The 25,593-nt window shown below is 70.7% G+C and carries 23 protein-coding genes and 1 pseudogene; 8 read left to right on the top strand and 16 right to left on the bottom strand.

Translation table 11 applies throughout. From position 1 onward, the window contains the following. Nucleotides 1-106: 106 nt before the first annotated feature. Nucleotides 107-1,768: a glycoside hydrolase family 13 protein gene (locus tag BV453_RS04315; protein WP_085604737.1), complete on the top strand. Its 1,662-nt coding sequence runs from the start codon at nt 107-109 to the stop codon at nt 1,766-1,768. 68 nt (nt 1,769-1,836) lie between these two features. Continuing rightward, the gene (locus BV453_RS04310; RefSeq protein WP_126894056.1) at nt 1,837-2,844 is read left to right on the top strand and encodes a LacI family DNA-binding transcriptional regulator; all 1,008 of its coding nucleotides are present in this window, start codon (nt 1,837-1,839) and stop codon (nt 2,842-2,844) included. A 12-nt stretch (nt 2,845-2,856) separates the two neighbouring features. Here the strand turns inward: BV453_RS04310 and BV453_RS04305 are convergent, their stop codons facing one another. Next, on the bottom strand, nt 2,857-4,488 hold the full coding sequence (locus tag BV453_RS04305; RefSeq protein ID WP_249520965.1) for an FAD-dependent oxidoreductase: 1,632 nt from the start codon (nt 4,486-4,488) through the stop codon (nt 2,857-2,859). Nucleotides 4,489-4,742: 254 nt separating this feature from the next. On the opposite strand from BV453_RS04305, the gene BV453_RS04300 reads away from it, so the two are divergent. Then, nucleotides 4,743-5,009 (top strand): metal-sensitive transcriptional regulator, encoded by a 267-nt coding sequence (locus BV453_RS04300; RefSeq protein WP_025103992.1) that lies wholly within the window; start codon nt 4,743-4,745, stop codon nt 5,007-5,009. A gap of 90 nt (nt 5,010-5,099) precedes the next feature. Here the strand turns inward: BV453_RS04300 and BV453_RS04295 are convergent, their stop codons facing one another. The 10 genes and pseudogenes from BV453_RS04295 to BV453_RS04250 all read right to left on the bottom strand — a co-directional run bounded on the left by BV453_RS04295 (nt 5,100) and on the right by BV453_RS04250 (nt 15,913). Continuing rightward, nucleotides 5,100-5,726, bottom strand: a complete 627-nt coding sequence (locus tag BV453_RS04295) for a superoxide dismutase (protein ID WP_025103993.1) — start codon at nt 5,724-5,726, stop codon at nt 5,100-5,102. Between the two features lie 22 nt (nt 5,727-5,748). Next, a complete protein-coding gene (locus BV453_RS04290) occupies nt 5,749-6,285 on the bottom strand; it encodes a flavin reductase family protein (protein ID WP_174521465.1) in 537 nt (178 codons plus the stop codon). Next, a complete protein-coding gene (locus BV453_RS04285; protein WP_249520964.1) occupies nt 6,282-7,631 on the bottom strand; it encodes an FAD-dependent oxidoreductase in 1,350 nt (449 codons plus the stop codon). The genes BV453_RS04290 and BV453_RS04285 overlap by 4 nt, the downstream gene beginning before the upstream one ends. Beyond that, nucleotides 7,628-7,954 (bottom strand): ferredoxin, encoded by a 327-nt coding sequence (fdxA, locus tag BV453_RS04280; protein WP_025103996.1) that lies wholly within the window; start codon nt 7,952-7,954, stop codon nt 7,628-7,630. Before fdxA ends, BV453_RS04285 begins: the two co-directional genes overlap by 4 nt. A 79-nt stretch (nt 7,955-8,033) precedes the next feature. Next, nucleotides 8,034-10,286, bottom strand: a complete 2,253-nt coding sequence (locus tag BV453_RS04275; protein WP_249520963.1) for a glycoside hydrolase family 3 N-terminal domain-containing protein — start codon at nt 10,284-10,286, stop codon at nt 8,034-8,036. Then, on the bottom strand, nt 10,286-11,434 hold the full coding sequence (locus BV453_RS04270) for an ABC transporter permease (protein ID WP_085604727.1): 1,149 nt from the start codon (nt 11,432-11,434) through the stop codon (nt 10,286-10,288). The genes BV453_RS04275 and BV453_RS04270 overlap by 1 nt, the downstream gene beginning before the upstream one ends. Before the next feature lies 1 nt (nt 11,435). Continuing rightward, nucleotides 11,436-12,523 (bottom strand): annotated as a pseudogene (locus tag BV453_RS04265) (ABC transporter permease). Beyond that, nucleotides 12,520-13,326, bottom strand: coding sequence for an ABC transporter ATP-binding protein (locus BV453_RS04260; RefSeq protein ID WP_249520962.1), 807 nt, complete (start codon nt 13,324-13,326; stop codon nt 12,520-12,522). The pseudogene BV453_RS04265 and the gene BV453_RS04260 overlap by 4 nt, the downstream one beginning before the upstream one ends. Then, nucleotides 13,323-14,147, bottom strand: a complete 825-nt coding sequence (locus BV453_RS04255; protein ID WP_025104001.1) for an ABC transporter ATP-binding protein — start codon at nt 14,145-14,147, stop codon at nt 13,323-13,325. Before BV453_RS04255 ends, BV453_RS04260 begins: the two co-directional genes overlap by 4 nt. A 104-nt stretch (nt 14,148-14,251) precedes the next feature. Further along, on the bottom strand, nt 14,252-15,913 hold the full coding sequence (locus tag BV453_RS04250; RefSeq protein WP_249520961.1) for an ABC transporter substrate-binding protein: 1,662 nt from the start codon (nt 15,911-15,913) through the stop codon (nt 14,252-14,254). Between the two features lie 154 nt (nt 15,914-16,067). Between BV453_RS04250 and BV453_RS04245 the strand changes: the two genes are divergently transcribed. Together BV453_RS04245 and BV453_RS04240 are read left to right on the top strand one after the other, a co-directional pair. Further along, complete coding sequence (locus BV453_RS04245; protein ID WP_025104003.1) at nt 16,068-16,709, top strand: TetR/AcrR family transcriptional regulator; 642 nt, start codon at nt 16,068-16,070, stop codon at nt 16,707-16,709. Between the two features lie 109 nt (nt 16,710-16,818). Then, nucleotides 16,819-18,066: an amidohydrolase gene (locus BV453_RS04240; protein WP_249520960.1), complete on the top strand. Its 1,248-nt coding sequence runs from the start codon at nt 16,819-16,821 to the stop codon at nt 18,064-18,066. A gap of 15 nt (nt 18,067-18,081) precedes the next feature. On the opposite strand, the gene BV453_RS04235 is transcribed toward BV453_RS04240, so the two are convergent. From BV453_RS04235 to BV453_RS04220, 4 genes are read right to left on the bottom strand one after another with little or no spacing between them, the layout of a single operon-like run. Then, complete coding sequence (locus BV453_RS04235; protein ID WP_249520959.1) at nt 18,082-18,786, bottom strand: GTP pyrophosphokinase family protein; 705 nt, start codon at nt 18,784-18,786, stop codon at nt 18,082-18,084. Nucleotides 18,787-18,839: 53 nt separating this feature from the next. Next, nucleotides 18,840-19,103: a type II toxin-antitoxin system RelE/ParE family toxin gene (locus tag BV453_RS04230; RefSeq protein ID WP_249520958.1), complete on the bottom strand. Its 264-nt coding sequence runs from the start codon at nt 19,101-19,103 to the stop codon at nt 18,840-18,842. Continuing rightward, complete coding sequence (locus BV453_RS04225; RefSeq protein ID WP_249520957.1) at nt 19,100-19,360, bottom strand: type II toxin-antitoxin system prevent-host-death family antitoxin; 261 nt, start codon at nt 19,358-19,360, stop codon at nt 19,100-19,102. The genes BV453_RS04230 and BV453_RS04225 overlap by 4 nt, the downstream gene beginning before the upstream one ends. A 33-nt stretch (nt 19,361-19,393) precedes the next feature. Next, on the bottom strand, nt 19,394-20,455 hold the full coding sequence (locus BV453_RS04220) for a VanZ family protein (RefSeq protein ID WP_249520956.1): 1,062 nt from the start codon (nt 20,453-20,455) through the stop codon (nt 19,394-19,396). Nucleotides 20,456-20,679: 224 nt separating this feature from the next. Here BV453_RS04220 and BV453_RS04215 point away from each other — a divergent pair, with 224 nt between their 5' ends. Further along, on the top strand, nt 20,680-22,629 hold the full coding sequence (locus BV453_RS04215) for an APC family permease (RefSeq protein WP_283398814.1): 1,950 nt from the start codon (nt 20,680-20,682) through the stop codon (nt 22,627-22,629). 9 nt (nt 22,630-22,638) lie between these two features. Here the strand turns inward: BV453_RS04215 and BV453_RS04210 are convergent, their stop codons facing one another. Next, nucleotides 22,639-24,045 (bottom strand): PLP-dependent aminotransferase family protein, encoded by a 1,407-nt coding sequence (locus BV453_RS04210; RefSeq protein ID WP_249520955.1) that lies wholly within the window; start codon nt 24,043-24,045, stop codon nt 22,639-22,641. Between BV453_RS04210 and BV453_RS04205 the strand changes: the two genes are divergently transcribed. Beyond that, nucleotides 24,044-25,018, top strand: a complete 975-nt coding sequence (locus BV453_RS04205) for a DMT family transporter (protein ID WP_249520954.1) — start codon at nt 24,044-24,046, stop codon at nt 25,016-25,018. The two genes, BV453_RS04210 and BV453_RS04205, sit on opposite strands and share 2 nt — an antisense overlap. Continuing rightward, on the top strand, nt 24,991-25,584 hold the full coding sequence (locus BV453_RS04200) for an FMN-binding negative transcriptional regulator (protein ID WP_249520953.1): 594 nt from the start codon (nt 24,991-24,993) through the stop codon (nt 25,582-25,584). Before BV453_RS04205 ends, BV453_RS04200 begins: the two co-directional genes overlap by 28 nt. Nucleotides 25,585-25,593 lie beyond the last annotated feature (9 nt).

The following is a 25,593-nucleotide window of genomic DNA, read 5'->3' as shown; positions in this document are numbered from 1 at the left end:
AGACAGGACGGAAAGGGGTGGGTCGGAGGAGAGGGGAAGAAAGAGCTCCGAACCGTTTCGATACCTGTGGTGGCGGGACTGTAAGCGTTTGCAGTAGCCTGATCGCATGGCACAGCTCGAACAGATCGCAGCCCCCGGTTCCGAGTGGTGGCGCAGCGCCGTCATCTACCAGATCTACCCCCGCTCCTTCGCGGACGCGTCGGGCGACGGCATCGGCGACCTGCCGGGCATCACGAGCCGCCTCGACGCCCTGCAGGAGCTCGGCGTCGACGCGATCTGGCTCAGCCCGTTCATGACGAGCCCGCAGCGCGACGCCGGCTACGACGTGGCCGACTACCGCGACGTCGACCCGCTGTTCGGCACGCTGGCCGACTTCGACGCGATGCTGGAATCCGCGCACGCCCGTGGCATCCGGGTGATCGTCGACCTCGTCCCCAACCACTCGTCCGACCAGCACCCCTGGTTCCAGGAGGCGCTCAAGGCGGCGCCGGGCAGCCCGGAGCGCGCGCGCTACATCTTCCGCGACGGCCGCGGCGAGAACGGCGAGCTGCCTCCGAACAACTGGGAGTCGGTGTTCGGCGGCGGCATGTGGCAGCGCGTGACGGAGGCCGACGGCACGCCCGGCCAGTGGTATCTGCACATCTTCGACGCGACGCAGCCGGACTTCGACTGGAACAACGAGGAGGTGCAGGAGGAGTTCCGCTCGATCCTGCGCTTCTGGCTCGACCGCGGCGTCGACGGCTTCCGTGTCGACGTGGCCCACGGCATGATCAAGACCGAGGGCCTGCCGGATTACACGCCGCCGACCGACGCCGACTCCATGGGCGGCGGCGAGTCGAACGTGCCCTACTGGGGCCAGGACGGCGTGCACGAGATCTACCGCGACTGGCACAAGGTGCTCGCCGAGTACGACGGCGACCGCGCCCTGTGCGGCGAGGCCTGGATGCCGACGCTGAAGGAGACCGCCCTCTGGGTGCGTCCGGACGAGATGCACCAGACCTTCAACTTCCCGTACCTGATGACGGCGTGGGACGCGAAGGCACTCGGCGACGTGATCCGCGAGTCGCTGGACGCGTTCGGCGCGGTCGGCGCCCCGAGCACCTGGGTGCTGTCCAACCACGACGTCGTCCGGCACGCCACGCGCCTCGCCCTCACGATCGACAACCCGCAGGGCGAGGGCATCGGCCCGAACACCCCGGACAAGCCCGACACCGCCATCGGCCTCGCCCGCGCCCGCGCGGCCACCACGCTGATGCTCGCGCTCCCCGGCTCGGCCTACCTGTACCAGGGCGAGGAGCTCGGCCTGCCCGAGGCCATGGAGATCCCGGACGAGTACCGCCAGGATCCGACCTGGTTCCGCACGAACGGCGAGCGCTACGGCCGCGACGGCTGCCGCGTGCCGCTGCCGTGGGAGGCGGAGGCTCCCGCCTTCGGCTTCAACGACACCGGCCTCTCGTGGCTCCCGCAGCCCGCGGACTGGGCGGCCTACGCCCGGGACGTCGAGGAGGTCGACCCGGCGTCGACCCTCGCCCTGTACAAGCGCCTTCTCGCCGGCCGTCGCGAGTTCGGATTCGGCACCGGTTCGCTGGTGTGGGAGGACGCCGGTCCCGATGCCGTCGCCTTCCGCCGCGGCGAGGTGCACGTGCTGGCGAACCTCGGCACGGCTCCGCTCGACCTCCCGGAGGGCGCGGTCGTCCTGCTCCGCAGCCAGCCGTTCGACGGCCCCGAGGTCCCCGTCGACACCGCCGTCTGGTACACCAAGGCCTGACACCGCTGCGCCCGTGACGCGCTCCACCCGGGGCGTGTCACGGGCGTCTCCGATCCGAAGGACAGACGATGGCGAGCATCGACGAGGTCGCCCGGCTCGCCGGCGTCTCCACCGCGACGGTCTCCCGCGCGCTGAGCGGCCGCGGGCACGTGTCCGAGTCGGCGCGCGAGCGCGTGCAGGCGGCTGCCGCCTCCCTCGGGTACGTCGTGTCCTCCCGCGCCTCGAGCCTCGCGTCGGGGCGCACGCGCAACATCGGGGTCGTCGTGCCGTTCCTCGACCGCTGGTTCTTCAGCACCGTGCTGTCGGGGGTGTCCGCCGCGCTCATGCGCGCCGGCTACGACATCACGCTCTACAACATCACCGCCGACAAGGACGTGCGCCGCCACGTCTTCGACACGTTCCTGCGCCGCCAGCGCGTGGACGCCGTGATCGCCGTGTCCATCGAGCTGGACGAGGACGAGACCCAGCAGCTCCTCGACCTCGGGCTCCCCGTGATCGCGATCGGGGGCCCGAACCCGAAGCTCGACACACTCACGGTCGACGACGTCGCCGTGGCCCAGCTCGCGACGGAGCACCTGCTCGGACTCGGGCACACGGAGATCGCGCACATCGGCGCGAACCCCGAATTCGACATCGACTTCCACATCCCCACGAACCGCCGGCTCGGCTTCGAGAGGGCGCTGGCGAAGGCCGGCGTCCCCCTGAACCCCGCGTTCCTGGAGCCGGCCGACTTCACGGTCGAGGGCGGCTACCGCGCCGCGAAGCAGCTCCTCGGGCGCCCGGGGCCTCGCCCCACCGCGGTGTTCGCCGCCTCGGACGAGATGGCGATCGGGGCGCTCCTCGCCGCCCGCGACCTCGGCTTCGCGGTGCCGGGCGACCTGTCCATCGTGGGCATCGACGGCCATGAGCTCGGCGAGTTCTTCCGCCTCACCACGGTCGACCAGTTCCCGCTCGGCCAGGGCGAGCGGGCGGCCGACGCGGTCCTCGCGAAGCTCACCGACCCCGATGCCGTGCGGCCGCCCGCCGCCCTTCCGTACGAGCTCAACGTCCGAGGCACGACGGCGCGACTCGTCTGAGCCGACCGCGGGTCAGGCCCCGGTCGCGTCCTGCCAGGTCCGGTAGCCGCCGTCGAGATTGCGCACCGCGCGCCCGTGCTGCCGCAGCAGCCGGGTGGCGATGTGCCCCCGCAGGCCGACCTGGCAGTGCACCACGAGGGGCCCGTCCGGCAGTTCGTCGAGACGGTCGCGCAGCTCGTCCAGCGGGATGTTCCTGGCGCCGGGGATGGCGCCGTTCGCATGCTCGGCCGCGGTACGGACGTCGATGAGGGTCGATCCCGCCCGCAGGGCGCCGTCGAGCTCGTGCCACTGGAGGGTCGGCGTGGTGCCGTTGCGGGTGTTCTCGGCCACGTATCCGAGGATGTTCACGGCATCCTTCGCGGAGCCGAACTGCGGAGCATACGCGAGCTCCAGGTGCGCGAGACCGGAGGCGGTGATGCCCGCCTGCAGCGCCGTCGCGATGACGTCGATCCGCTTGTCCACGCCGTCACGGCCGACGATCTGCGCCCCGAGGATGCGGTCGGTGGCGGGGTCGGCGAGGAGCTTCATCGACAGGGTCTCCGCGCCCGGGTAGTAGCCCGCGTGCGATCCGGGGTGCACGTGCACGGCGAAGAACGCGCGGCCCGCGGCACGGAGCTGCTTCTCACTCCAGCCGGTCTTCGCGGCGGCGAGGCCGAACACCTGCACGATGCCGGTGCCGAGGGCGGGGCGCGCCGACTCCTCCCGACCCGCGATGACGTCGGCCACCATGCGGCCGTGGCGGTTGGCGAGACCGGCCATGGTCACCAGCGCCGCACCGCCGCCGATGAGGTCGGTCTTCTCGACGCCGTCGCCGACCGCGAAGACGTCCGGGGCACTGGTGCGGCACGCCTCGTCGACCGCGATGCCGCCGGTCTCGCCAAGACGGATCCCGGCGGCGCGGGCGAGTCCGACCTCGGGCACGACCCCGGAGGCATCGACGAGGAACTCCGCGGGGAGGGTGGCACCGTCGCTCAGGGTCACGGAATCCGCGGCCGTGGCCACGACCTCGACGCCGAGTCGCACGTCAACCCCGCGGCGCCGGACCTCGGCCGCCAGAGGGGCGGCCATCTCCGGATCCAGCGGGGCGAGCAGCTGGGCACCGCGTTGCACCAGGGTGACCGCGGCCCCCCGGGCGACGAGGTTCTCCACGGCCTCGAGTCCCGTGTACCCGCCGCCCACGACGACCACCGGCAGGCCGGGGCGGAGGGCCGCGGCGATCGCATCGGCATCCGCCACGGTCCGCAGGCTCCGCGCGGGGAGGGCCCCGGTCGGCTCGTCGCCGCGAGGCCGGGCACCGGTGGCGAGCACGAGGCGGTCGTACGGGTGGGTGCTGCGGTGGCCGCTGTCGAGATCGACGACCTCGACCGTCTTGCGCGCGGTGTCGATGCCGACGACGTCGTGACGGACGCGGACGTCGAGTCGGAAGCGGCGGTGCAGCGACTCCGGGGTCTGCAGCAGGAGGGCGTCGCGCTCCTCGATCACGCCGCCCACGTAGTAGGGCAGGCCGCAGTTGGCGTAGGAGACCTCGGGCCCGCGCTCGAAGACGACGATGTCCGCGGACTCCTCGAGCCGCCGAAGCCGGGTCGCCGCCGACATGCCGCCGGCGACGCCACCGACGATGACGACGCGGAGCGGCGCGCTCATCGCCCGAACAGCCGGGACAGGAGACCGCCCTTGGCCTCGTCCTTCGGGTGGCCCGTGCACCAGTCCGACGCCGGCACGGTGCGGCGGACGGCGTCGACGTGCTGGCCGCACCCCGCCCAGGTGGTCTTCCCGCAGGTACGGCAACGGACTGCTCGACACATTTGTTCTCTCCTCACTCGATACCCCGGTGGGTATCCAGACACTATACCCCCGGGGGTATAGTGGAGCGCACAGCCGGCCTTCAGGGAGGGACCATGACCACCGTCGACACCGACACGCAGCGCAAGATCGCCAACCGCCTCAAGCGCGCCCAGGGACAGCTCGGCGCCGTGATCGCCGCGGTCGAGAGCGGCGGCGACTGCCGGGCCGTCGTCACGCAGCTGGCCGCCGTGACCTCCGCGCTGGACAAGGCCGGGTTCCAGATCATCGCCTCCGCCATGAAGACGTGCCTGGAAGACCCCGCGCAGGACGACGCCGTCCCCCTGCCCGACCTGGAGAAGCTCTTCCTCACCCTCGCCTGAACGCGACCCGGCCCCTTGCGGCCACCCCGGCCCGTTGCGGACGATCGCAACGGGCCGGGGCGCACGCAAGGGGCCGGGTCGGCGAAGGAGTCAGGGGACGAGGAGACCTGCGGTCGCGGTGCGCGCCGTCTCGAAGCGGCGCTGCACGTCGGGCCAGTTCACGAGGTTCCAGAACGCCTTGACGTAGTCCGCCCGCACGTTGAGGTAGTCGAGGTAGTAGGCGTGTTCCCACACGTCGAGCTGCAGCAGCGGGATGACGCCGAGCGGCGCGTTGCCCTGCTGATCGAAGAGCTGGAAGATCACGGGACGAGCGCCCACCGAGTCCCAGGCGAGCACGGCCCAACCGGAGCCCTGCACGCCGAGGGCCGTCGCGGTGAAGTGCGCGCGGAAACCGTCGATCGACCCGAACGAGTCCGCGAGCGCCGCCGAGAGCTCGCCCTCCGGAGCCCCGCCGCCCTCGGGCGAGAGGTTCTGCCAGAACACGGAGTGGTTGATGTGGCCGCCGAGGTTGAACGCGAGGTCCTTCTCGAGCTTGTTGACCGCTCCGAGGTCGCCGCTGTCGCGGGCCGCCGCGAGCTGCTCCAGCGCCGTGTTCGCGCCGGTCACGTAGGCCTGGTGGTGCTTGGAGTGGTGCAGCTCCATGATCTTGCCGGAGATGTGGGGCTCCAGTGCCGAGTAGTCGTAGGGCAGCTCGGGGAGCGTGTACGGAGTGGACATGGGGGTTCCTTTCGTGACGGGGTCAGAGGGCGGTGTCGTGGGACAGGGCGTGGAATCGGCGGTCGATGTAGACGAGCGGGCGGGCGGGGCGCCCGGTGAGCACCTCGAGCACCTCGGCAATCACCACGGTCGACGAACCGACGGGCACGGTCTGGATCGCCCGGCAGCGCAGGGCGACACGGGCCTCCGCCAGGTGCGGCTCGCCGGTCGGCAGCGTCGTCCAGCCCTGCTCGGGCGTGAAGCGCTCGGAGCCGCTCACCGCGAAGCTCTGGGCGAGCGCGGAGTGCTCGTCGTCGATGAGGTGCACGACGAAGGTCTCGGCGCCGAGGATGGCCCCGGCGCTCCCGGTCGCCCTGGTCACCGAGAACACGATCGCCGCCGGATCGACCGCGACCGACGACACGCTCGACGCCGTGAGGCCGACGGGGCCGTCCGGACCCTGCGCCGTGATGATGGCGACACCGGCGGGGTGGGTGCGGAACGCCGCCTTGAGCCCCTCCCCGACCGGCGTGGGCACCGGAGCGGCGGGGTGCGGGGTGGTGTGCGGGTCGGGGGTCATCGGGTGCTCTCCTCGAGAGGGATGGGGGTGGGGGTCGCGTGGGCGCGCATGGCCGCGCGGTCGACGAGCTTCGTGCGCTCCCGGCCGCGGACGGCTCCGGCGCGGCGCTCGGCCTCGTCGATGCGCAACCAACCCTCCCAGTCCACCACGCCGGGGAGGTCCAGGGGCGGGTCGCGGTCGATGCGGGCGGACGGCGTCGCGGCGAGGTCCTCCACGAGATGCTGCACGGTCTGCGCGGCGTCGGACTTGGTCGAGCCGATGAGCCCGATCGGCCCGCGCTTGATCCAGCCGGTCGCATAGAGACCCGGGACGGGCGTGCCGTCGGCATCGAGCACCCGTCCTTCCGCGTTCGGAACGATGCCCCGCGCCGCGTCGAACGGCACGCCGGGCACGGGCGAGGAGAGGTAGCCGATCGCCCGGTAGACGGCGCCGACCTCGTACCGCACGAGCTCGCCGGTGCCGATCATGCGGCCGAGCGGATCGGAGGCCGTGCGCTCGAACTCGATGCCCTCCACACAGTCCGTGCCGAGGACGCGGACGGGTCGATGCCGGAAGTGCAGGTGGATGCGCCGGGAGGCTTCGGTGGACGGACGCTGCGCCCATTCCGTGAGGGTGCGCACGATGATGCGGCGCTGCGAGAACTGCTCCAGCATGCGGGCGGCGTGGTCGTCGAGCGCGAGGTCGGCGGGATCGACGATCACCTCCACATCGTGCTGCTCCCCGAGCTCGCGCAGCTCCAGGGCTGAGAAGCGCACATCGGCGGGGCCACGACGGGCGAAGAGGTGCACGTCGCGGACCCGGCTCGCGGCGAGCGCGTCGAGGATGTGGTCGGGGGTGTCGGTCGACTCCAGCGCCGCGGCGTGCTTCGCGAGGATGCGCGTGACGTCGAGGGCGACGTTGCCCGCCCCGAGCACGGCCACGGCCTCCGCCTCCAGGCCCCAGCCCCGCGCGACGTCGGGGTGCGCGTCGTACCAGGCCACGAAATCCGCGGCGCCGAACGATCCGGGGAGGTCCGCTCCCGGCACGTCGAACGTCACGTCACGGTCGGCTCCGGTCGCGATGACGACGCCGTCGTACGCCCGGCGGAGCTCGTCGACCGTCACATCGACGCCGACCTCGACGTTGCCGCGCAGCCGGATGCCAGGCTGGAGGAGCACGTCGTGCAGCGCGTCGATGATCTTGCGGATGCGCGGGTGGTCGGGGGCGACGCCGTAACGGACGAGGCCGTACGGAGCGGGGAGCTTCTCGTACAGGTCGATGGCCGCCTCCGGCACCTGAGCCCGGAGGAGGTCGGCGGCGTAGATGCCTGCGGGTCCCGCGCCGACGATGGCGATGCGCGGAGTCACTCGTGCACCTCCTGGGGCGGGAGCGCGGCGATGAGCGGGTGGTCGTGACGGATGAGTCCGGTGCGGGCGGCGCCGCCGGGCGAGCCGATCTCGTCGAAGAACTCGACGTTGGCCTTGTAGTAGTCCTGCCACTCGTCGGGCAGGTCGTCCTCGTAGTAGATCGCCTCGACCGGGCACACCGGCTCGCACGCTCCGCAGTCCACGCACTCGTCGGGGTGGATGTAGAGCGACCGCTCCCCCTCATAGATGCAGTCGACCGGGCATTCGTCGATGCACGCCTTGTCCTTGAGGTCGACGCACGGCAGTGCGATCACATACGTCATCGCGACTTCTTCTCTGTCCCACTCACGCCCTCCACGGTAAAACCTCAAGCGCACTTGAGGTCAAATCGAGGCCGTGGAATCAGGACGGGGAGATCTCGAAGGGGGCGGGGAGGAGGTGCTCCTCGCGGGAGCTGGGGCCGACGAGGAGCGTGAAGGCGCCGGCCTCCACGGTCCGGACGCCGGCGGCGGTCACGATCGTGCAGTCCGCGACGGGGACCTCGATCCGCACGCGCGCACTCTCCCCCGGCGCGAGGTCGACCTGCCGGAAGGCCTTGAGCTCGCGATCGGTCCAGCTCACGCTCGTCACCTCGTCCCGCACGTACGCCTGCACGGTCTCGCGGACGGGCCGGTCCCCCGTGTTCGTCACGGTCACGTGCCCCACCACGGTGTCGCCGAGGCGCAGCCCCGTCTGCTCCAGCTCCAGCTCCGCGTACGTCACGGTCGTGTACGACCGGCCCTCGCCGAAGGCCCACGCGGGCGCCTGGGTGAGGTCGGCGTAACGGTCGCCGTGCTGACCACGGATCTGGTTGTAGTAGGTCGGCTGCTGCCCGACGTGCCGCGCGAACGAGATGGGCAGCCGGCCCGAGGGCTCCACGGCACCCGTGACGATGTCGGCGAGCGCCCGTCCGCCCTGCATACCCGGATTCGCGGCCCAGACCACCGCCGCCGCCCGCTGCATTGAGGGCGGGAGCACGAGCGGCTTGGACGCGAGGAGCACCACGACGACGGGTTTCCCGGTCTCGATGAGTGCGTCGAGCAGGGCGTTCTGCCCGCCGATGAGCTCCAGCGTGGCCGTGGACCGCCCCTCGCCCACGAGCTCGATGCGATCGCCGACCACCGCGACCACGACGTCGGCGGCCTCGGCAGCGGCCACCGCCTCCGCGATGAGCACAGGATCCGGCGGGCACGGCTGCACCACGGGAGGACGCGGCTGGTTGTCCGGGAAGTGCGTGCCGCGGGGGTCGTCGGCGAGCGTGAGGATGTCGGCGCCGCGTGCATGCGTGACCGTCCACGCGTCCACCGCACGGAGGCCGTCGAGCACGGTCGTGATCATCTCGCGGGGCTGTCCGTCGAGCCAGCCCGCCTGACCCGAACCGCCGGCCCAGTCGCCGAGCTGCGTCTGCGCGTCGTCCGCGAGCGGCCCGGTCACCGCCACCCGCAGCGGGGCCGCGGCATCCAGCGGCAGCACGCCGTCGTTCTCCAGGAGCACGAGCGAACGGCGCGCGATCTCGAGGTTGAGCTCCGCGTGCGCGGCGCTGCCGACCACGGCGGACACGTCGTCGCGGGGCAGCCGGGGGTCCTCGAAGAGCCCCAGCTCGAACTTCAGCGTGAGGATGCGGGAGACCGCGTCGTCGAAGGCGTCCTCCGGCAGCAGCCCCCGGGCGACCGCGTCCAGCGCCCCCTCGAAGAACCCGGGCGTGGTCATCACCATGTCGTTCCCGGCGCGCACGGCGGCGGCCGCGGCATGGGTGAGGTCGGGCTGCACCCGCTGCTCCCACACCATCCGGCCCACGTTGTCCCAGTCCGTGATGAGGGTGCCGGTGTAACCCCACTCGCCGCGGAGCACGTCGCTGAGCAGCCACTCGTTCAGCGTGATCGGCACCCCGTCGGTCGTCTGGTAGCCGAGCATGAACGTCCGGCAGCCCTCGCGGGCGACCCGCTCGAACGGCGGCAGGAACCAGGAGCGCAGCTTGCGCGGGGAGATGTCCGCCTCGCTCGCGTCGCGTCCGCCCTGCGTCTCCGAGTAGCCGGCGAAGTGCTTGGCCGTCGCGAGGATGGCCGTGGGGTCGTCGAGCCCGTCGCCCTGATAGCCGCGCACCATGGCCGAAGCGAGCTCCCCGATGAGGAACGGGTCCTCCCCGAACGTCTCCCCCACCCGCCCCCAGCGCAGGTCGCGGGCGATGCACAGCACCGGCGAGAACGTCCAGTGGATGCCGGTCACGGCGACCTCCTCGGCCGTCGCCCGCGCCACGCGCTCGACGAGTGCCGGATCCCAGGAGGCTGCCATGCCGAGCTGCGTGGGGTAGATCGTGCCTCCGGGCCAGAACGAGTGGCCGTGGATGCAGTCCTCGCCCACGAGCAGCGGGATGCCGAGCCGGGTCTGCGCGACCAGGGCGGCGGCCCGCCGCAGACGCTCGTCCGAGGCGTGCAGGATCGATCCCGCGTGCCGCCGGAGCACGTGGTCGTCGATGTCGTCGCGGGCGTCGAGCTGGAGCATCTGCCCGACCTTCTCCTCCACCGTCATCCGGCCGAGGAGGTCGGCCACGCGTTCGGGGATCGAGAGAGCGGGGTCCTGGTACGGGAGTTGCGTGATCAGAGTCTGGGAGGTCATCACTTCGTGTTCTGGTTCGTGTGCGGTGTCGCGGTGTTCGCGGAGTCGGTGGCGCCGGAAGCGCCCGGCGAGGTCGCCGACGATACGGGATCGGGAGCCTTCTTCGGCAGGGGCACGCTGCGGACGGCCGTGACGGCGTCGTTCACGTTCAGCCCCTTCTTCTTCATCGCCCTGGCCCGCTCACCGGCCGACCGCAGTCGCGGATTGACGTACTCGTCGATGCCGAAGTTGATGAGCGAAAGCGCGACGCCGATGATCGCGATGCACAGCCCTGCCGGCACGTACCACCACCACAGTCGCGGGAAGGCACCGTTCTGCTGCGCCCAGAACAGGATGGTCCCCCAGTTGAGGTTGCTGACCGGGATCACGCCGATGAAGGCCAGGGTCGTGAGACCGAGGATGGCTGCCGTCACGGTGCCGACGAAGCTCGAGGCGATGAGCGCCATGAGGTTCGGGAGCATCTCGACCGTGATGATGCGGCGCAGCGGCTCGCCGTTCGCGCGGGCGGCCTGGATGAAGTCGCGGTTGCGCAACGACATGGTCTGCGCGCGCAGCACCCGGGCGCCCCACGCCCACCCGGTGATCCCGAGCACCGCGGCGATCACGATCAGCGGCGGGTTCTCGAACTGCGAGGCGATGATGATGATCAGCGGGATGCCGGGGATCACCAGGAACACGTTGGTCAGCGCCGACAGCGATTCGCTCTTCCAGCCGCGCACGTAGCCGGCGATCACACCGATCGTGATCGCGATGATCGTGGCGATGAACGCCGCGAGGAAGCCGACGACGATCACCCCGCGGGTGCCGTAGATGATCTGGCTCAGCACGTCCTCACCCATGTGCGTCGTGCCCAGCCAGTGCTCCCAGGATGGCGGCTGACGCAGCGCCGTGCGGTCCTTCTGGGTCGGTCCGTACGGGGCGATCCACGGGGCGAAGATCGCGATGAGCACGAACGCCCCGAGGATGAGGAGGCCGGCGATCGACTTGGGGTTGCGGAACATCGCGAACGCCTGCGCGAGCTGCGACCAGAAGGTCTTGCGGGGCGGCGTCCCGGCCGGCGGGGTGCGCAGCGTGGCGGTCTCGGGCATGCCGGAGACGACGGCCGATCCGTCCGGCGCTGTGTTCGCTGCGGTGGTGGGAACAGTCATGTCAGGACTCCATCTGGCGCGTGCGCGGGTCGAGGTAGGCGTAGACGACATCGGCGAGGATGTTGGCCACGAGCACCGACAGCGTGATCACGAGGAACACGCCCTGCATGAGGGCGAAGTCCTTGGCGTTGGTCGCATCGAGCAGCAGCTTGCCGACACCCGGATAGCTGAACACCATCTCCATGACGATCGTGCCGCCGACGATGAAGCCGATCGACAGCGCGAAGCTCTGGATCTGCGGCAGCACCGCGTTGCGGGCGGCGTAGCCCCAGAGCACCCGCTTGTTGGGCATGCCCTTCGCCTGCGCGACCGTGATGTAGTCGTCGTCGAGCACCGTCAGCATCATGTTGCGCATGCCGAGCACCCACCCGCCGAGCGAGGCGACCACGATGGTCAGCGCCGGGAGCGTGCCGTGCATGATCACCTGGCCGATGAAGTCGAGGCTCCATTCCGGCGACTGCCCCTTGTCGTAGGCGTGCGATGAGGGGAACCACTTCAGGGTCGAGGAGAAGATCGCGATGGCGATGAGTCCAGCCAGAAGTACGGGATCGTGTTGAAGAACGTCGTCACCGGGATGATCGCGTCGAGCTTGCTGCCGCGCTTCCACCCGACGACGGCTCCGAGCAGCGTGCCGATCGCGAACGAGATGATGGTCGCGATGCCGACCAGCCCGAGCGTCCAGGGCAGGGCGGCGGCGAGCACCTCGGCGACCGGCCGCAGACCGTGCAGGGTCGAGATGCCGAGATCGCCGCGCAGCAGCATCCCCCAGTACTCGAGGTACTGCTGCCAGATGGACTTGTCGGTGTCGATGCCGAGGAGCACGCGCAGGGCCTCCGCCGCCTCAGGGCTCACGGTGCGGTTGCGCGCGAGGTACGAGCTGACCGCGTCGCCCTTCATGAGGCGGGGCAGGAAGAAGTTGATCGTGATCGCCGCCCACAGCGTGAACAGGTAGAACGCCGCGCGACCGGCGAAGAAGCGCCACGGCACCGGCCGCCTGGTGCGCTCTGCCCTGGTCGCCGTGGTGCCGACCTCCAGGGCATCGCGGGCGACGAGGTCGTTGTCGTCGAGCTGGGGGAGAGCGGAGCTCACAGCGCGCCTCCGTTCGATGCCGCCGCGGCGAAGTGCTTCTCTGGATCGGGAGAAGCCGCGCGCAGCTCGCGGGTGTACGGATCCTGCGGGTTGAGGATCACATCGTCGGCGGTGCCGTACTCGACGACGCGCCCCTGGTTGAGGACCATGATCTCGTCGCTGAAGTGCCGGGCGGTCGCCAGGTCGTGCGTGATGTAGAGCACACCGAGTCCCTCTTCGCGCTGCAGGTCGGCGAGCAGGTTCAGCACGCCGAGCCGGATCGAGACGTCGAGCATCGACACCGGCTCGTCGGCGACGAGGAGCGACGGCCGCGAGGCCAGGGCGCGTGCGATGGCCACACGCTGCCGCTGACCGCCCGACAGCTCGTGGGGGCGGCGGTCGATCACCGCGTCCGCATCGAGGCGCACCCGGTCGAGGAGCCGGCGCACCTCGTTCTCGGTCTCCTTCTTCGGCACCACGTCGTCGAGGCGGAGCGGACGCTCCAGGTGGTAGCGGATCGAGTGGTAGGGGTTGAGCGAGGCGAACGGGTCCTGGAACACCATCCGCAGCTGCTGGCGATACCTTCGCAGGCCCTTGCCGCGGCGCGGGATCGGCGTGCCGTCGAGCAGCACCTCGCCGCTGGTCGGGGTCTCGAGCTGGGTGAGGATCTTCGCGATCGTGGACTTGCCGCTGCCGGACTGGCCGACCAGGCCGATCGTCTGGCCCGACGTCAGGGTGAAGCTCACGTCGTCGAGGGCTTTGATCTGCCCTGCGCCTCGGACGTTGTACGCCTTCGTGACATGGCGGAATTCGAGGGTGGTCATCGCACCAGCACCCCTCTCTCCCCGGTGAGCCGGGGGAACGACGACAGCAGCGTCTTCGTGTACTCGTGCTCCGGCTGCGTCCAGATGCGCTCCGCCGTGTCGAGCTCGATGATCTCTCCTTCGCGCATGATCGCGATCCGGTCGCTGATCTCCAGCAGGAGCGGGAGGTCGTGGGTGATGAAGATCACCGAGAAGCCGAACTCGTGCCGCAGCTGCGAGATCTGCTTGAGGATCTCCCGCTGCACCAGCACGTCGAGCGCGGTCGTCGGCTCGTCCATGACCATCAGCTGCGGACGGAGCGCCAGGGCCATGGCGATCATGACGCGCTGGCGCATGCCGCCCGAGAGCTCGTGCGGGAAGGAGCGCACGCGCTGACGGCCGACCTTGACGATCTCGAGCAGCTCCTCGGCCTCGGCACGCCGCTGCCTGCGGTTCATGTCGGGGCGGTGGATCTCGAACACGTCCTCCAACTGGGAGCCGATCGTGGCCACGGGGTTGAGGGCGTTCATCGCGCCCTGGAACACCATCGACACCTTGTCCCAGCGGAATCGCTGCATCGCGTCGACGTCCAGCGCGTTGATGTCGATGTCGATGCCGGTCGCGTCGTGGAAGGTCACGCTGCCGCCGGTGATGACGGCCGGAGCACGCAGCAGGCGCTGCACCCCGTAGGCGAGCGTGGTCTTGCCGCATCCGCTCTCCCCGGCGAGGCCCAGGATCTCGCCGCGCTGCAGTTCGAGGGTCACGTTCTTCACCGCCTCGACGGGGGGATCGACGTCGTACACGACCGAGAAATCGCGCACGGTGAGCAGGGGATCTGGCATGGGGGTGTCCTTCGTGGGGGGCGGGCCCTTCGACAGGCTCAGGGACCCAGATGGGTGGCTGAGCCTGTCGAAGCCCGCCGTGGGTGGCTGAGCCTGTCGAAGTCCTACTCGGCGGGCTTCAGCTTCGTGAGGATCTGCACGATGTTCGGCTGCGTCGGGTCGGCGGACGCGTACGTGTCGGTCTCCGACGGCCAACCGACGTAGTTGCGCGTGTTGAACTCGCCGAGCAGCGGGTGGGCGCCCAGCGGGATGGCCGGCACCTGCTCGGAGAAGATCGTCTGCAGCGTGTCGATCGCGGCGGTGCGCTCCTCGTCGGATGAGGCGTTGGCGTAGGTGTTCAGCGCGGCGGTCGCCTCCGGGTCGTCGAAGCGGCCGAAGTTGAAGCCGGCCTTGCCCTCGGGCGAGATCCAGCGCGGGTCCATGGTCGAGGTGTACAGGCCGTAGGCGGTGCCGCTGTCCTCCAGCCAGTGGATTATCGCGGAGAACGTGCCGTTGTCGCGGGGGTCGGCCCAGCCACCCCAGTCGGGCATGTCGATCTTGACCTCAGCGCCGATGCTGTCCTTCACGTCCTCGGCGATGAGCTCCTGCGCCGTGTTCCAGTCGCTCCAGCCGGAGGGGACGGAGAGCGTGAACGAGACGGGCGTGCCGTCCGGGTCGATCAGGGCGTCGTCCTTCCACGTGTACCCGGCGGTCTCCAGCAGGTCACGCGCCTTCTCGGCGTCGACCTTGTAGTCGACGCCCTGGAACTCGGGCTGGATCTCGTCTTCGAGGATCGACGACAGGCCCGTGACCGACCAGACGGCCTCGCTGGCGCCCTCGCGCGCGATGTCGACGTAGGCGTCGCGGTCGATCACCCAGGCGAGCGCCTGACGGAAGGCAGGGTCGTCGAACGGCTTCTGCTGCAGGTTCATGAACAGCGTGGCCGAGCCGGTGGTCGGGGAGGCGAGGAACTTGTTGTGCTCGGGGTCGGCCGAGAGGAACTGCTCCTCGATCTGCGGGATGAACGCCTGCGCCCAGTCGGCGTCGCCGTTCGCGAGGGCCGTGGTGAGGGCGGTGTTGTCGCCGTACGAGACGTAGTGCAGCTCGGGCACGGCGAGGTCGCCGCCCCAGTAGTCGTCGCGCGCGTCGAGCGTGACCGACTCGGTCGACCAGTTCGCCATCGCGTAGGGGCCGGTGCCGACGAGGTCGTCACCCGTGACGGGGTCGGTGGCCGGGTCTTCGAACTTCTCCCAGATGTGCTTGGGGACGATGGGCACGTGCAGCACGCGGGCCTGGTTGACGTACTTGGAGTCGCCGAAGCTCAGCACGACCGTGTCGCCGTCGACCTCGGCGCCCTCGAACTTGAGGCCTGCCGTGTCGAGGGCGGGGATCGAGGCGGTCTCGAACGAGAAGACGATGTCCTCGGCCGTGAACGGCTCGCCGTCGCTCCAGGTGACGTCCGCGCGCGGGACGACCGTGAGCTGCGTGTAGTCGTCGTTCCACTCGAGGCTCTCGGCGAGCCACGGCGTGACACCGCGGTCGCCGGTCTGGTTCACCAGCGCGAGGGTCTCGAACACGACCTTGGCGTAGCCGTACTTCGACGCGGCGGAGTCGCCGACGAACGGGTTGTTCGACTCGGTGGTGATCGCACCGTCGGGCTTCGCGATGGTGAGGGAGGCGGAGCCGGCGTCATCGCCGGAACCACCGCCCGCCGAGCATCCGGCGAGCGCCGAGACGCCCAGGACGGCGACCGCGCTGGCGGCGATCAGGGTTTTCGTGAGCTTCATTGCTTCTCCTTGGGCACGGGTCCTTGTGCGGCGTGGCGGCCGACGGATCGCCTCCGACCGCTGCCTTTGCTTACTGTCGAGAAAGTAAGCTGTGGAGAGGTTACCGAGGAGTAAGTTGGTTGGCAAGCAGAGCGGGACGAGGGGAGGTGGGTTCATGACGGACGACGTGCACGCTGTCCGGGTGCGCCCGGCCACGCGGGAGAAGCGCGAGCAGATCCTCAAGGCGGCCGTGGAGATCTTCGGCAACAAGGGCTCCACGAACGGCACGCTCGCCGACGTCGCCGAGCAGGTCGGCATCACGCATGCCGGCGTGCTGCATCACTTCGGCTCGAAGCAGAAGCTCCTCCTCGAGGTGCTCGCCTACCGCGACCAGGCCGACGTGGCCGACCTCGCCGAGAAGCACATCCCCGACGGACCGGAGCTGTTCCTCCACCTCGTCCGCACGGCGTTCGCCAACGAGAAGCGGCCGGGCATCGTGCAGGCCTACACGGTCCTGTCCTCCGAGTCGGTGACCGACGACCACCCCGGTCGCGAATACTTCGAGGAGCGCTACACGACCCTGCGCCGAGAGGTGACGGCGGCGTTCGGCGAGCTCTGCGCGCAGGAGGGCGTGACCGAACCCGCGACCATCGCCGCCGCGTCGGCCGCCATCCTCGCCGTGATGGACGGCCTGCAGCTCCAGTGGCTCCTGCACCCCGAGGTGATCGGACTCGGCGAGACGAGCGAGTTCGCGATCCAGGCGATCGTGAACGCCGTGCTGCGTCCCGGACCCGAACTGCCGACCTACGTGCACTGACCCTGCCGAGACCCCGCGTTCCCGTCGAGACCCCGCGCTCCCGGCGCGGCGAAGCCGGGGTCTCGGCGGAACGCCGGGGTCTCGGCGCACACCCGGCTAGGCTCTGGCCATGACGATCGACCTCGAAGCGCTCTACATCGACCTGCATCAGCACCCCGAGCTCTCGTTCCAGGAGACGCGCACCGCCGGCATCGCCGCCCAGCACCTGCGCGACCTGGGCCTCGAGGTCGAAGAAGGCGTCGGGGTGACCGGCGTGGTCGGGGTGCTCCGCAACCCTTCGACAGGCTCAGGGACCCAGGATGAGGAGTTCCCGCGGCCGGTGGTGTGGGTGCGCGCCGATATGGACGCGCTCCCGGTCGAGGAGCAGACAGGCCTCGCATACGCGAGCACCGCGAGAGGCGTCGACCCTGCAGGCACGACTGTTCCCGTCATGCACGCCTGCGGTCACGACATGCACGTCACCGCGATGATCGGCGCGGTCGAGAAGCTCGTGGCCACGCGCGCGGAGTGGTCGGGCACCCTCGTCGTGCTCATCCAGCCCGCCGAGGAGTACGGCGCCGGCGCCAGGGCGATGCTCGACGACGGCCTGCTCGCCCGCTACCCGAAGCCCGACGTGGTGCTCGGTCAGCACGTCACCCCGCTCCCCGCCGGGATCATCGGCGTGCGCAGCGGCACCCAGATGGCCGCGTCGGACGGTCTCACCGTCACCCTGCACGGCCGCGGCGGCCACGGCTCCCGCCCGCACGCCACGATCGATCCGGTCGTGATGGCGGCCGCGACCGTGATGCGCCTGCAGACGATCGCCTCGCGCGAGATCGACCCGCAGGGCGTGGCCGTGGTGACGGTCGGCTCGATCCACGCCGGACTCAAGAACAACATCATCCCCGCCGAGGCGAAGCTCGAGCTCAGCCTCCGCTACCCGAACGAGGACGTGCGGGAGAAGGTGCTGACGAGCGTCGAGCGGATCGTGCGCGCCGAGGCGATGGCCTCCGGCGCGGAGCGCGAACCCGAGATCCACACGCAGCACACCCTGCCCGCCACGATCAACGACGAGGAGGCCACGGCGCGGGTCTCGGCGGCGCTGCGTCGGGCACTCGGGGAGTCGGCCGTCGTCGACCCCGGCATGTTCACCGGCAGCGAGGACGTCTCGTGGTTCGCCCGCGACGCCGAGGTGCCGCTCGTGTTCTGGTTCTGGGGCGGCGTCGACCCCGCCCGGTTCGCCGAGGCCGTCGCCGCGGGCACCGTGGAGAAGGACATCCCCACGAACCACTCGCCGTTCTTCGCGCCGGAGATCCATCCGACGATCGAGGTGGGGGTCACGGCGATGTCCGCCGCCGCCCGCGAGTTCCTCGCCTGACGCGGGTCGGGCTGCTCAGACCTCGACGGTCCCCGGCGCGGGCGGAGGCGGCGGCGCGAGCTGCCGCTGCGGCACGCCATGGGCCTCGCGATGCAGCCGCTCCATGCGGGTGTCGAGTTCGGCAGCGGCATCGGCGGCATCGCTGAGACTGTCGACGAGGTGCGCGGGCACCTGGTTGGAAAACTTGTAGTAGATCTTGTGCTCCAGGCTCGCCCAGAAGTCCATCGCGATGGTGCGGAACTGCACCTCGACCGGCACGGACAGCGCGCCCGTCGAGAGGAAGACGGGGACCTCGATGATGGCGTGCAGGCTCTTGTACCCGTTCGGCTTCGGGTTCGCGATGTAGTCCTTCACCGTGCGGACCGTCACGTCATCCTGCGCGGTCAGCAGATCGAACAGCCGGTAGACGTCCGCGACGAAGCTGCATGTCACCCGCACTCCGGCGATGTCGGTGATCTCGGCACGGATGCGGTCGAAGTCGGGGTCGTCGATGCCCTTCCTGGCGATCTTCTCGACGATGCTGTCCGGCGACTTAAGCCGGCTCTTCACGTGCTCGATGGGGTTGTACGCGTGATCGTGGGTGAACTCGTCGCGGAGGATCGAGATCTTCGTCTCCACCTCGCGCATCCCGAACTCGTACTCGCGGAGGAAGCGCTGCAGCTGGTCGCGGAGCTCCTTCGCCTCGGAGATCAGGTGCTCGTCGACGGGGATCACGCTCATGAGGACGACGTTATCGATCCGTGATCGGAAACCCCTGTGGATTCCGGATGCCGTCAGAGGTCGTAGGCGTCCCGCCGGTGGGCGACGCGGACCACGGTGACGAGCACCCGCTCGTCCACGACCTCGTAGAGCACACGGTAGTCGCCGATCCGCACGCGCCAGGCGTTGTCGAACCCGGCGAGCTTGCGGACGCCGTGCGGACGAGGCTCCCGTTCGAGGTCGGAGATCCCGGCGAGGATGCGCCGACGGAGCTGAGGATCCAGCTTGCGGACCTCCTTCGCCGCTGCGGTCGTGAACTCGACGCGGTACCGCGTCACGGGAGTTCCGCACGGAGGTCATCGAGCGAGACTCGACCCCCGTCGTCCGCCTCCTTCGCCGCTCCGAACTCCGCCGTATCCCGCGCAGCCTCGAGCTCTTCCAGGAGCTCCAGGTCGTCGACGCCGATCACGACCGCGGTGAGCTTGCCGTGACGCGTCACCCCCACCCGCTCCGCCCCGTACGCGACACCGCCGAGAACGTCGGCCAGCTGATCGCGCAGATCCTTCGACGGCACGCTGCGGCTGAGAGTGTTCATATGTACAGAGTACCTCTTATGTACATAATGTGCTCAACTCTTCGCGGTGACGCGGGCGTCCTCGAGGTGCTGGCCGGAGAGAAGACCGGGGAGGCCGCGCCCCTGACGGGTGGTGAACAGCAGCACGACCGCGACGAGGATCAGCACCGAGGAGAGCGCGTCGAACACCCCGCCGAGCATCCCGAGAGCCGTGAGTCCGCCGATGCCGCCCGCCCAGCGCAGCATCCGGGCGAGCGCGGCCGGCAGGGGCGACCCGGTGTAGCGCAGCTGCACGGCGAGGTCTCCCACCGAGCGGCCGGTGACGAGGATGACCACGAGCCACAGCGCACAGGCGACCGCCGTGCTCACCGTGCCGGCGAGGGTGCCGTCGAGAACGGCCTGACGGTCCTGCACGACGTACTCGAGCCAGAGCTGCACCGCGACGCCCCCGGCGAGCACGACGAACCCGTTCGCGAGTCCGTCGCACAGCATCGCCAGCGCGCGGCGACCCCGGGTGACCGGGCGCGGCTCGTCGGCATCCGCCCGCGCCTGCAGGCCGCGCAGCGACCGGGGCACCACGAGAGCGAACACCGAGCCCAGCACGGCTCCGGTCGTGTTCGTCATCAGGTCGCCGACGTCGAAGAAGCGGTAGGCGCACGGGTACAGGCCCCAGACGCCGGTGAGCTGCGTGGTCTCCACGAGCAGCGAGAGCCCGAAGCCGGCGAGGAGCGCGGTCGGGAGGCCGCGGCCGCCCAGCACGCGGAGGAACGCCCCGAGCGGGACGAACAGCAGCACGTTGAACACGAGCTGGAGCAGGGCGGGCTGGCGCAGCGGGTTGCCCGGCGCCGCGAACGCCTTCTGCACGTCGCGCACGACGGACATCGGGTCGGTGATCGCCCCCACGCAGCGGATGGCGTCCGGATCGGGCAGCGGCAGCAGCGTGTACGTCCAGATGGCCCAGAAGTAGACGAGCGCCGCGAGCCAGAGCAGCGTGCGGCCGAGCGAGAGGCGTCCGCGGCGGCGGTAGCTGATCGCGACGAAGGGCACGAAGAGGACGACGCCCGCGGCCAGGCCGATCGCCACGGCGATGACCCCCAGAACGACCTGATCCCCCACTGACGCAAGGATACCGGCAGGCCGTGAGGATTCCGTGAGGGAGCGCCACCGGGCCGTAGGGATTCCGTGAGGATCCCGTGAGGGCGTCCCCGGTCGGCGTAGTGTCGCCGGACGTGTCAGAACAAACGAGGCCGACCCCGGACGCGCCGCCGCGCGCCAAGCGCATCCTGCTCGGCGACCCGCTGACGAGCGCCCAGGTCGACGAGCAGCTCCTCCCCAAGCGCATGGCGCTGCCGATCTTCGCCTCGGACGCGCTGAGCTCGGTGGCCTACGCCCCGCAGGAGCTCGTGATGATCCTGCTCATCGGCGGCCTCACCTTCCTGTCGTTCACCCCGCTCGTCGCCGCGGCCGTCGTCGTGCTGCTGCTCGTGGTGGTGCTCAGCTACCGGCAGCTCATCAAGGCGTACCCCTCCGGCGGCGGCGACTACGAGGTCGCGTCGAAGAACCTCGGCGAGATCCCCGGGGTGATCGTGGCCGCGGCCCTCCTCGTCGACTACGTGCTCACGGTGGCCGTGTCGGTCGCGTCCGGGGTGGACAACATCATCTCGGCGGTGCCGGCGCTCGACCCGCTCCGCGTGGAGCTCGCGGTCGGCTTCGTCGTGCTCATCATCATCGTGAACCTCCGTGGGGTGCGGGAGGCGTCGCTGGTGTTCGCGATCCCCACGTACGTGTTCATCGGCTCGGTCGGCATCATGATCGTCACCGGGCTCGTCCGGACGGCACTCGGCGACGCCCCGATCGCGTCCAGCGCGGAGTTCGCCGTGCAGGCCGAGAGCCTCAGCCAGGCGGCCGTGCTGCTGCTCATCCTCCGGGCGTTCTCCAGCGGCTGCTCCGCGCTGACCGGGGTCGAGGCCGTGTCGAACGGCGTGCCCGCGTTCCGGGCCCCGAAGGTGCGCAACGCCCAGTCGACCCTCGTGCTCATGGGGACCATCGCGATCTGCCTGTTCTCCGGACTCACCGCCCTCGCCCTCATCGCCGGTGTGCACTACGCCGAGAACCCCTGCGACCTCATCGGGTTCGATTGCACGACCCCGCAGCCGAGCCTCATGGCGCAGATCGCCGCGGCGACGTTCGGCGGCGGCAGCATCCCGTTCTTCATCGTGCAGGCGGCCACGGCCTGCGTGCTGCTCCTCGCGGCGAACACCGCCTTCAACGGCTTCCCCCTGCTCGGCGCCGTGCTCGCCCGCGACGGCTACGCCCCGAAGTCGCTGAACACCCGCGGCGATCGGCTCGTGTTCTCCAACGGCATGATCCTCCTCGGGATCGCCGCGATCGCCGTGCTCGTGGTGTTCCAGGCCCGGTTGACGACGCTGATCCAGCTCTACATCATCGGCGTTTTCGTGTCGTTCTCCCTGGGCCAGATCGGCATGGTGCGGCACTGGCGACGGCTGCTCCGAGCACCCGCCCCGCCGAACGGCGACGGCGCCGCGGACCGGCGTTCCGCACGCGTGGGGCTGCTCATCAACTCCGCCGGGGCGACGCTCACGGTGCTCGTACTGGTCATCGTGACGATCACGAAGTTCACGCACGGCGCCTACCTCGTGTTCTTCGCCATCCCGGTGCTCGCGTTCCTCATGATCGGCGTCAAGCGGTACTACCGGGACGTCGAGCACGAGATCGCCATCGACGACACCACCCGCTTCGGCGCCTCCGGCGACGTCGCGATCGTCCTCGTGAACCACCTGCAGAAGCCGGTGATGAAGGCCATCGACTACGCGATCGCCGCCAAGCACGACAAGACCCTCGCCGTGCACGTGGCCGTGTCGCAGGACGACGCCGCGCGCCTGCAGCAGGAGTGGACCGACCACCTCGTGCCGGTGCCGCTCGTGATCGTCGAGTCGCCGTACCGCTCGTTCGCCCAGCCCGTGACCCAGTTCATCCGGCAGTACCGCGAGAAGCACGGCTCCTCCGTCGTCACGGTCTACCTGCCGCAGTACATCGTGGGGCACTGGTGGGAGAACTTCCTGCACAACCGGCGCGCCCGCCGCCTCGCGAACCAGCTCATGCTCGTGCACGGGGTGTCGATCACCCTGGTGCCGTGGCTGCTCGATTCGTCCGAGCTCATCTACGGCCGGCGCTCGCGTCCGCTGCCCGGGCAGGAGCGGGCGGGGCGGCCGGTCGTGGTGTCCGGGCGCCGGGCACACCGCCCCGCCGGGCCGCCGTCCGAGTCCTGACGGCGGCGGTCAGGAGCCGGCGAGGACCGCGCCGAGGATCGTCGCGGCCTCGGGGAAGCGGGACGGGTCGGCGCTCGCGTAGTTGAGCCGCACGTAGGAACCGGACGGCTCTGCGGGGAACCACTCGCTCCCCGGCGCGATGACGAGGCCGCGCGCCGCGCACTCCCGGACGACCGCGGCGGCGTCGGTGCCGTCCGGCAGCCGCAGCCAGAGGTTCAGCCCGCCCACCGGCACGGCCTCCACCAGCGCGGTCGGCGCCTGGGCGGTCAGGCACGACAGCAGGAGGTCGCGCCGCGAGCGCAGCTGCTCCCGGAAGCCGCGGAGGTGTGTGCGCCAGGCGGGCTGGGTCACCACGTCGAGAGCGGCGGCCTGCAGGAGGCCGCTGACGTACATCGACTCCGCGGCACGATCGGCGAGGATGCGATCCCTGGCGGGACCGCGCGCGATCACCGCCGCCACCCGCAGGGACGGCGACACGCTCTTCGTCAGCGAGCGCAGGTACACCACATGGCCGTCGTGGTCGGAGGCGGCCACGGGGCGCGGGTCGGCGTCGATGCCGAGGTCGTGCGCCCAGTCGTCCTCGATGAGGAAGGCGCCGTGGCGACGGACCGCGTCGAGCACGGCCTCCCCCGTCGCCGCCGGCCACTGCGCGCCGGTGGGGTTCGCGAACGTGGGCTGCGCGTAGAACGCGCGGGCTCCGGTCTCGGCGAGCGCCCTGTCGACCGCGTCCGGATCCGGACCCTGCGGCCCGGAGGGGACGGGAACGAGCACGACCCCCGCCTGCTCCGCCGCGAGCAGGGCGCCCCAGTAGGTCGGCGACTCGATGAGCAGCGGCCGGCCGACGCCGACGACCGCCCGGAAGATCGAGCTCAGTCCGCTCTGACTCCCGGAGATGACGACGGCGTCGCGGGCGGTCGGAACCGTGATCCCCGCCGGGGCCGCCGCGGCCAGCTCCGCCGCGAACCACTCCTGCAGCCCGGGCTCGCCGGCCGCGGGCGAGCGGGTGAGGGCGGACGCGGTCCGGGAGGCGCGGACGAGGGCCTGGCGCACGAGCCGCTCGGGGAGGAGATCCGGAGCCGGATACCCGGAGTGCAGCCCGATCGCGTCCGGCGAGGTCGGGCGCTGCGCCGAGGAGAGGCCGTCCAGGCGTACGGCGGCTGCCCCCAGCGCTCCGGACTGCCAGCCGTAGTCCGCCGGCAGGACCGTGCGCGCGGCGCGGACGAACGTGCCGACGCCGGGTCGCGCGTCGACGAGCCCGAGGCGGACGAGCTGCTGCACGGCCTTCTGCACGGTCACCGGGCTCGCGGCGTATTCGGCCGTCAGCGCGCGGTTGGAGGGGAGGCGGGCGCCGGGGGCGGCCATAGCGATCCACGCCCGGAGGCCGGCCACGATCCGCGCGGTGCTATCCTGACTCATGAAAGAACACAGTAGCGTTATCCGTCCGAACGGAACACTGCTATCCCGCGCCGCCGGTCCCGGTTGGGGGCTGCTGGGCGTCGTCGCCTTCTCGTTCACGCTCCCGTTCACGCGGATCGCCCTCGGCGGCGGACTCTCGCCGCTGTTCATCGGCTCCGCCCGCGCGGTCGTCGCCGCCGCGCTCGCCGCGGTCGTCCTCCTCACCACCCGTCAGCAGCCGCCGAGCCCGGTCCAGTGGGCCCGTCTGGCGGTCGTCGCGCTCGGTGTGGTCGCCGGCTTCCCGCTGCTGACCTCGTTCGCCATGACCACGACGCCGGCGAGCCACGGCGCGGTCGTGATCGGCCTCCTCCCCGCCGCGACCGCCGTGGCCGTCGTGATCCGCACCCGCGAGCGCCCGTCCGCCTCGTTCTGGGTGTTCGCGCTTCTCGGGTCCGCGGCGGCCCTCGTCTTCGCGACGGTGCAGAACGGCACGCCCGGCGCCCTCCGCCCCGCCGACCTCCAGCTGTTCGGCGCCGTGATCGCGGCGGCCGTCGGCTACGCGGAGGGCGGCCTGCTCGCGCGCGAGCTCGGCGCCTGGCAGACGATCTCCTGGGCCCTGGTGCTCGCAGCTCCCGTCATGCTCGCGGTGGCCGTGGCCGCCGGGCTCGCCGCCCCGCCCGTCGCCAGCCCGACCGCGTGGCTCGCGTTCGCCTACCTGGCCGCGGTCAGCATGTTCCTCGGATTCTTCGCCTGGTACCGCGGCCTCGCCATCGGCCCGATGGCGCAGGTGAGTCAGATCCAGCTCGTCCAGCCCGTCATGGGCATCACCTGGGCCGCCTTCCTCTTCCATGAGGACGTCGGTGGGGCCACGGTGCTCGGCGGGCTCGCCGTTGTCGTGTGCGCCGGGCTCGCCGTGCGCACCCGCAGTTCTCCTCCCACCCCCACCCACACCCGACAGGAGGCGCCATGCGTCACACCCCCCGCTACCTCATGACCGACCCCGACGAGGTGAAGCGCCTCATCCGCGCCCACCCGTGGGCGACGTTCGTCTCACCGGCCTCCGCCGGCCTCGTCGCCTCGCACTACCCGGTGCTGCTCGAGGAGGACGAGGACGACATCGTGCTCGTGAGCCACTTCGGGCGTCCGGACGACGAGCTCCACGAACTCGGTCGACACGAGATCCTGGTGATCATCCAGGGGCCGCACGACTACGTGTCCTCGAGCCTCTATGCGCCGGGGGACCTCGTGCCGACCTGGAACCATGTCACCGCGCACCTCTCCGGCACACCCGAGATCCTCACCGCGGAGGAGAACTACGCCATGCTCACCCGGCTCACCGACCACTTCGAGAGTGGGCAGCCGCACGGGCGGAGCCTCGCGGAGGACGAGGCGGGCACCCGACGAGCCGCGAAGGGCACGGTGGGCCTGCGGCTCCGGGTCACTCGGTTCGATGCGCGTGCCAAGCTCAGCCAGAACAAGGCCCCCGAGGTGCGGGAGCGCATCGCCGCCCGGTTCGACGCGGTCCACCCCGCCCTGGCCGCCGAGATGCGCCGCGTCTGACCCCCGTTC

It is taken from the genome of Microbacterium sp. ER1, assembly GCF_023383675.1.
GTDB lineage: Bacteria > Actinomycetota > Actinomycetes > Actinomycetales > Microbacteriaceae > Microbacterium.
The sequence above is the reverse complement of the archived record's forward strand: the minus strand, read 5'-3'. Positions and strand labels throughout refer to the sequence as shown.

Excerpts from the sequence above, each read along its gene's own strand:
- BV453_RS04215 (WP_283398814.1), top strand. The coding sequence starts at position 20,680 with ATGGCGCTGCCGATCTTCGCCTCGGACGCGCTGAGCTCGGTGGCCTAC.
- BV453_RS04295 (WP_025103993.1), bottom strand. The coding sequence starts at position 5,726 with ATGTCCACTCCGTACACGCTCCCCGAGCTGCCCTACGACTACTCGGCA.
- BV453_RS04260 (WP_249520962.1), bottom strand. The coding sequence starts at position 13,326 with ATGACCACCCTCGAATTCCGCCATGTCACGAAGGCGTACAACGTCCGA.
- BV453_RS04235 (WP_249520959.1), bottom strand. The coding sequence starts at position 18,786 with ATGAGCGTGATCCCCGTCGACGAGCACCTGATCTCCGAGGCGAAGGAG.
- fdxA (WP_025103996.1), bottom strand. The coding sequence starts at position 7,954 with ATGACGTATGTGATCGCACTGCCGTGCGTCGACCTCAAGGACAAGGCG.
- BV453_RS04200 (WP_249520953.1), top strand. The coding sequence starts at position 24,991 with ATGCGTCACACCCCCCGCTACCTCATGACCGACCCCGACGAGGTGAAG.
- BV453_RS04205 (WP_249520954.1), top strand. The coding sequence starts at position 24,044 with ATGAAAGAACACAGTAGCGTTATCCGTCCGAACGGAACACTGCTATCC.
- BV453_RS04290 (WP_174521465.1), bottom strand. The coding sequence starts at position 6,285 with ATGACCCCCGACCCGCACACCACCCCGCACCCCGCCGCTCCGGTGCCC.
- BV453_RS04245 (WP_025104003.1), top strand. The coding sequence starts at position 16,068 with ATGACGGACGACGTGCACGCTGTCCGGGTGCGCCCGGCCACGCGGGAG.
- BV453_RS04270 (WP_085604727.1), bottom strand. The coding sequence starts at position 11,434 with ATGACTGTTCCCACCACCGCAGCGAACACAGCGCCGGACGGATCGGCC.
- BV453_RS04210 (WP_249520955.1), bottom strand. The coding sequence starts at position 24,045 with ATGAGTCAGGATAGCACCGCGCGGATCGTGGCCGGCCTCCGGGCGTGG.
- BV453_RS04315 (WP_085604737.1), top strand. The coding sequence starts at position 107 with ATGGCACAGCTCGAACAGATCGCAGCCCCCGGTTCCGAGTGGTGGCGC.
- BV453_RS04240 (WP_249520960.1), top strand. The coding sequence starts at position 16,819 with ATGACGATCGACCTCGAAGCGCTCTACATCGACCTGCATCAGCACCCC.
- BV453_RS04275 (WP_249520963.1), bottom strand. The coding sequence starts at position 10,286 with ATGACCTCCCAGACTCTGATCACGCAACTCCCGTACCAGGACCCCGCT.
- BV453_RS04305 (WP_249520965.1), bottom strand. The coding sequence starts at position 4,488 with ATGAGCGCGCCGCTCCGCGTCGTCATCGTCGGTGGCGTCGCCGGCGGC.
- BV453_RS04255 (WP_025104001.1), bottom strand. The coding sequence starts at position 14,147 with ATGCCAGATCCCCTGCTCACCGTGCGCGATTTCTCGGTCGTGTACGAC.
- BV453_RS04310 (WP_126894056.1), top strand. The coding sequence starts at position 1,837 with ATGGCGAGCATCGACGAGGTCGCCCGGCTCGCCGGCGTCTCCACCGCG.
- BV453_RS04250 (WP_249520961.1), bottom strand. The coding sequence starts at position 15,913 with ATGAAGCTCACGAAAACCCTGATCGCCGCCAGCGCGGTCGCCGTCCTG.
- BV453_RS04300 (WP_025103992.1), top strand. The coding sequence starts at position 4,743 with ATGACCACCGTCGACACCGACACGCAGCGCAAGATCGCCAACCGCCTC.
- BV453_RS04225 (WP_249520957.1), bottom strand. The coding sequence starts at position 19,360 with ATGAACACTCTCAGCCGCAGCGTGCCGTCGAAGGATCTGCGCGATCAG.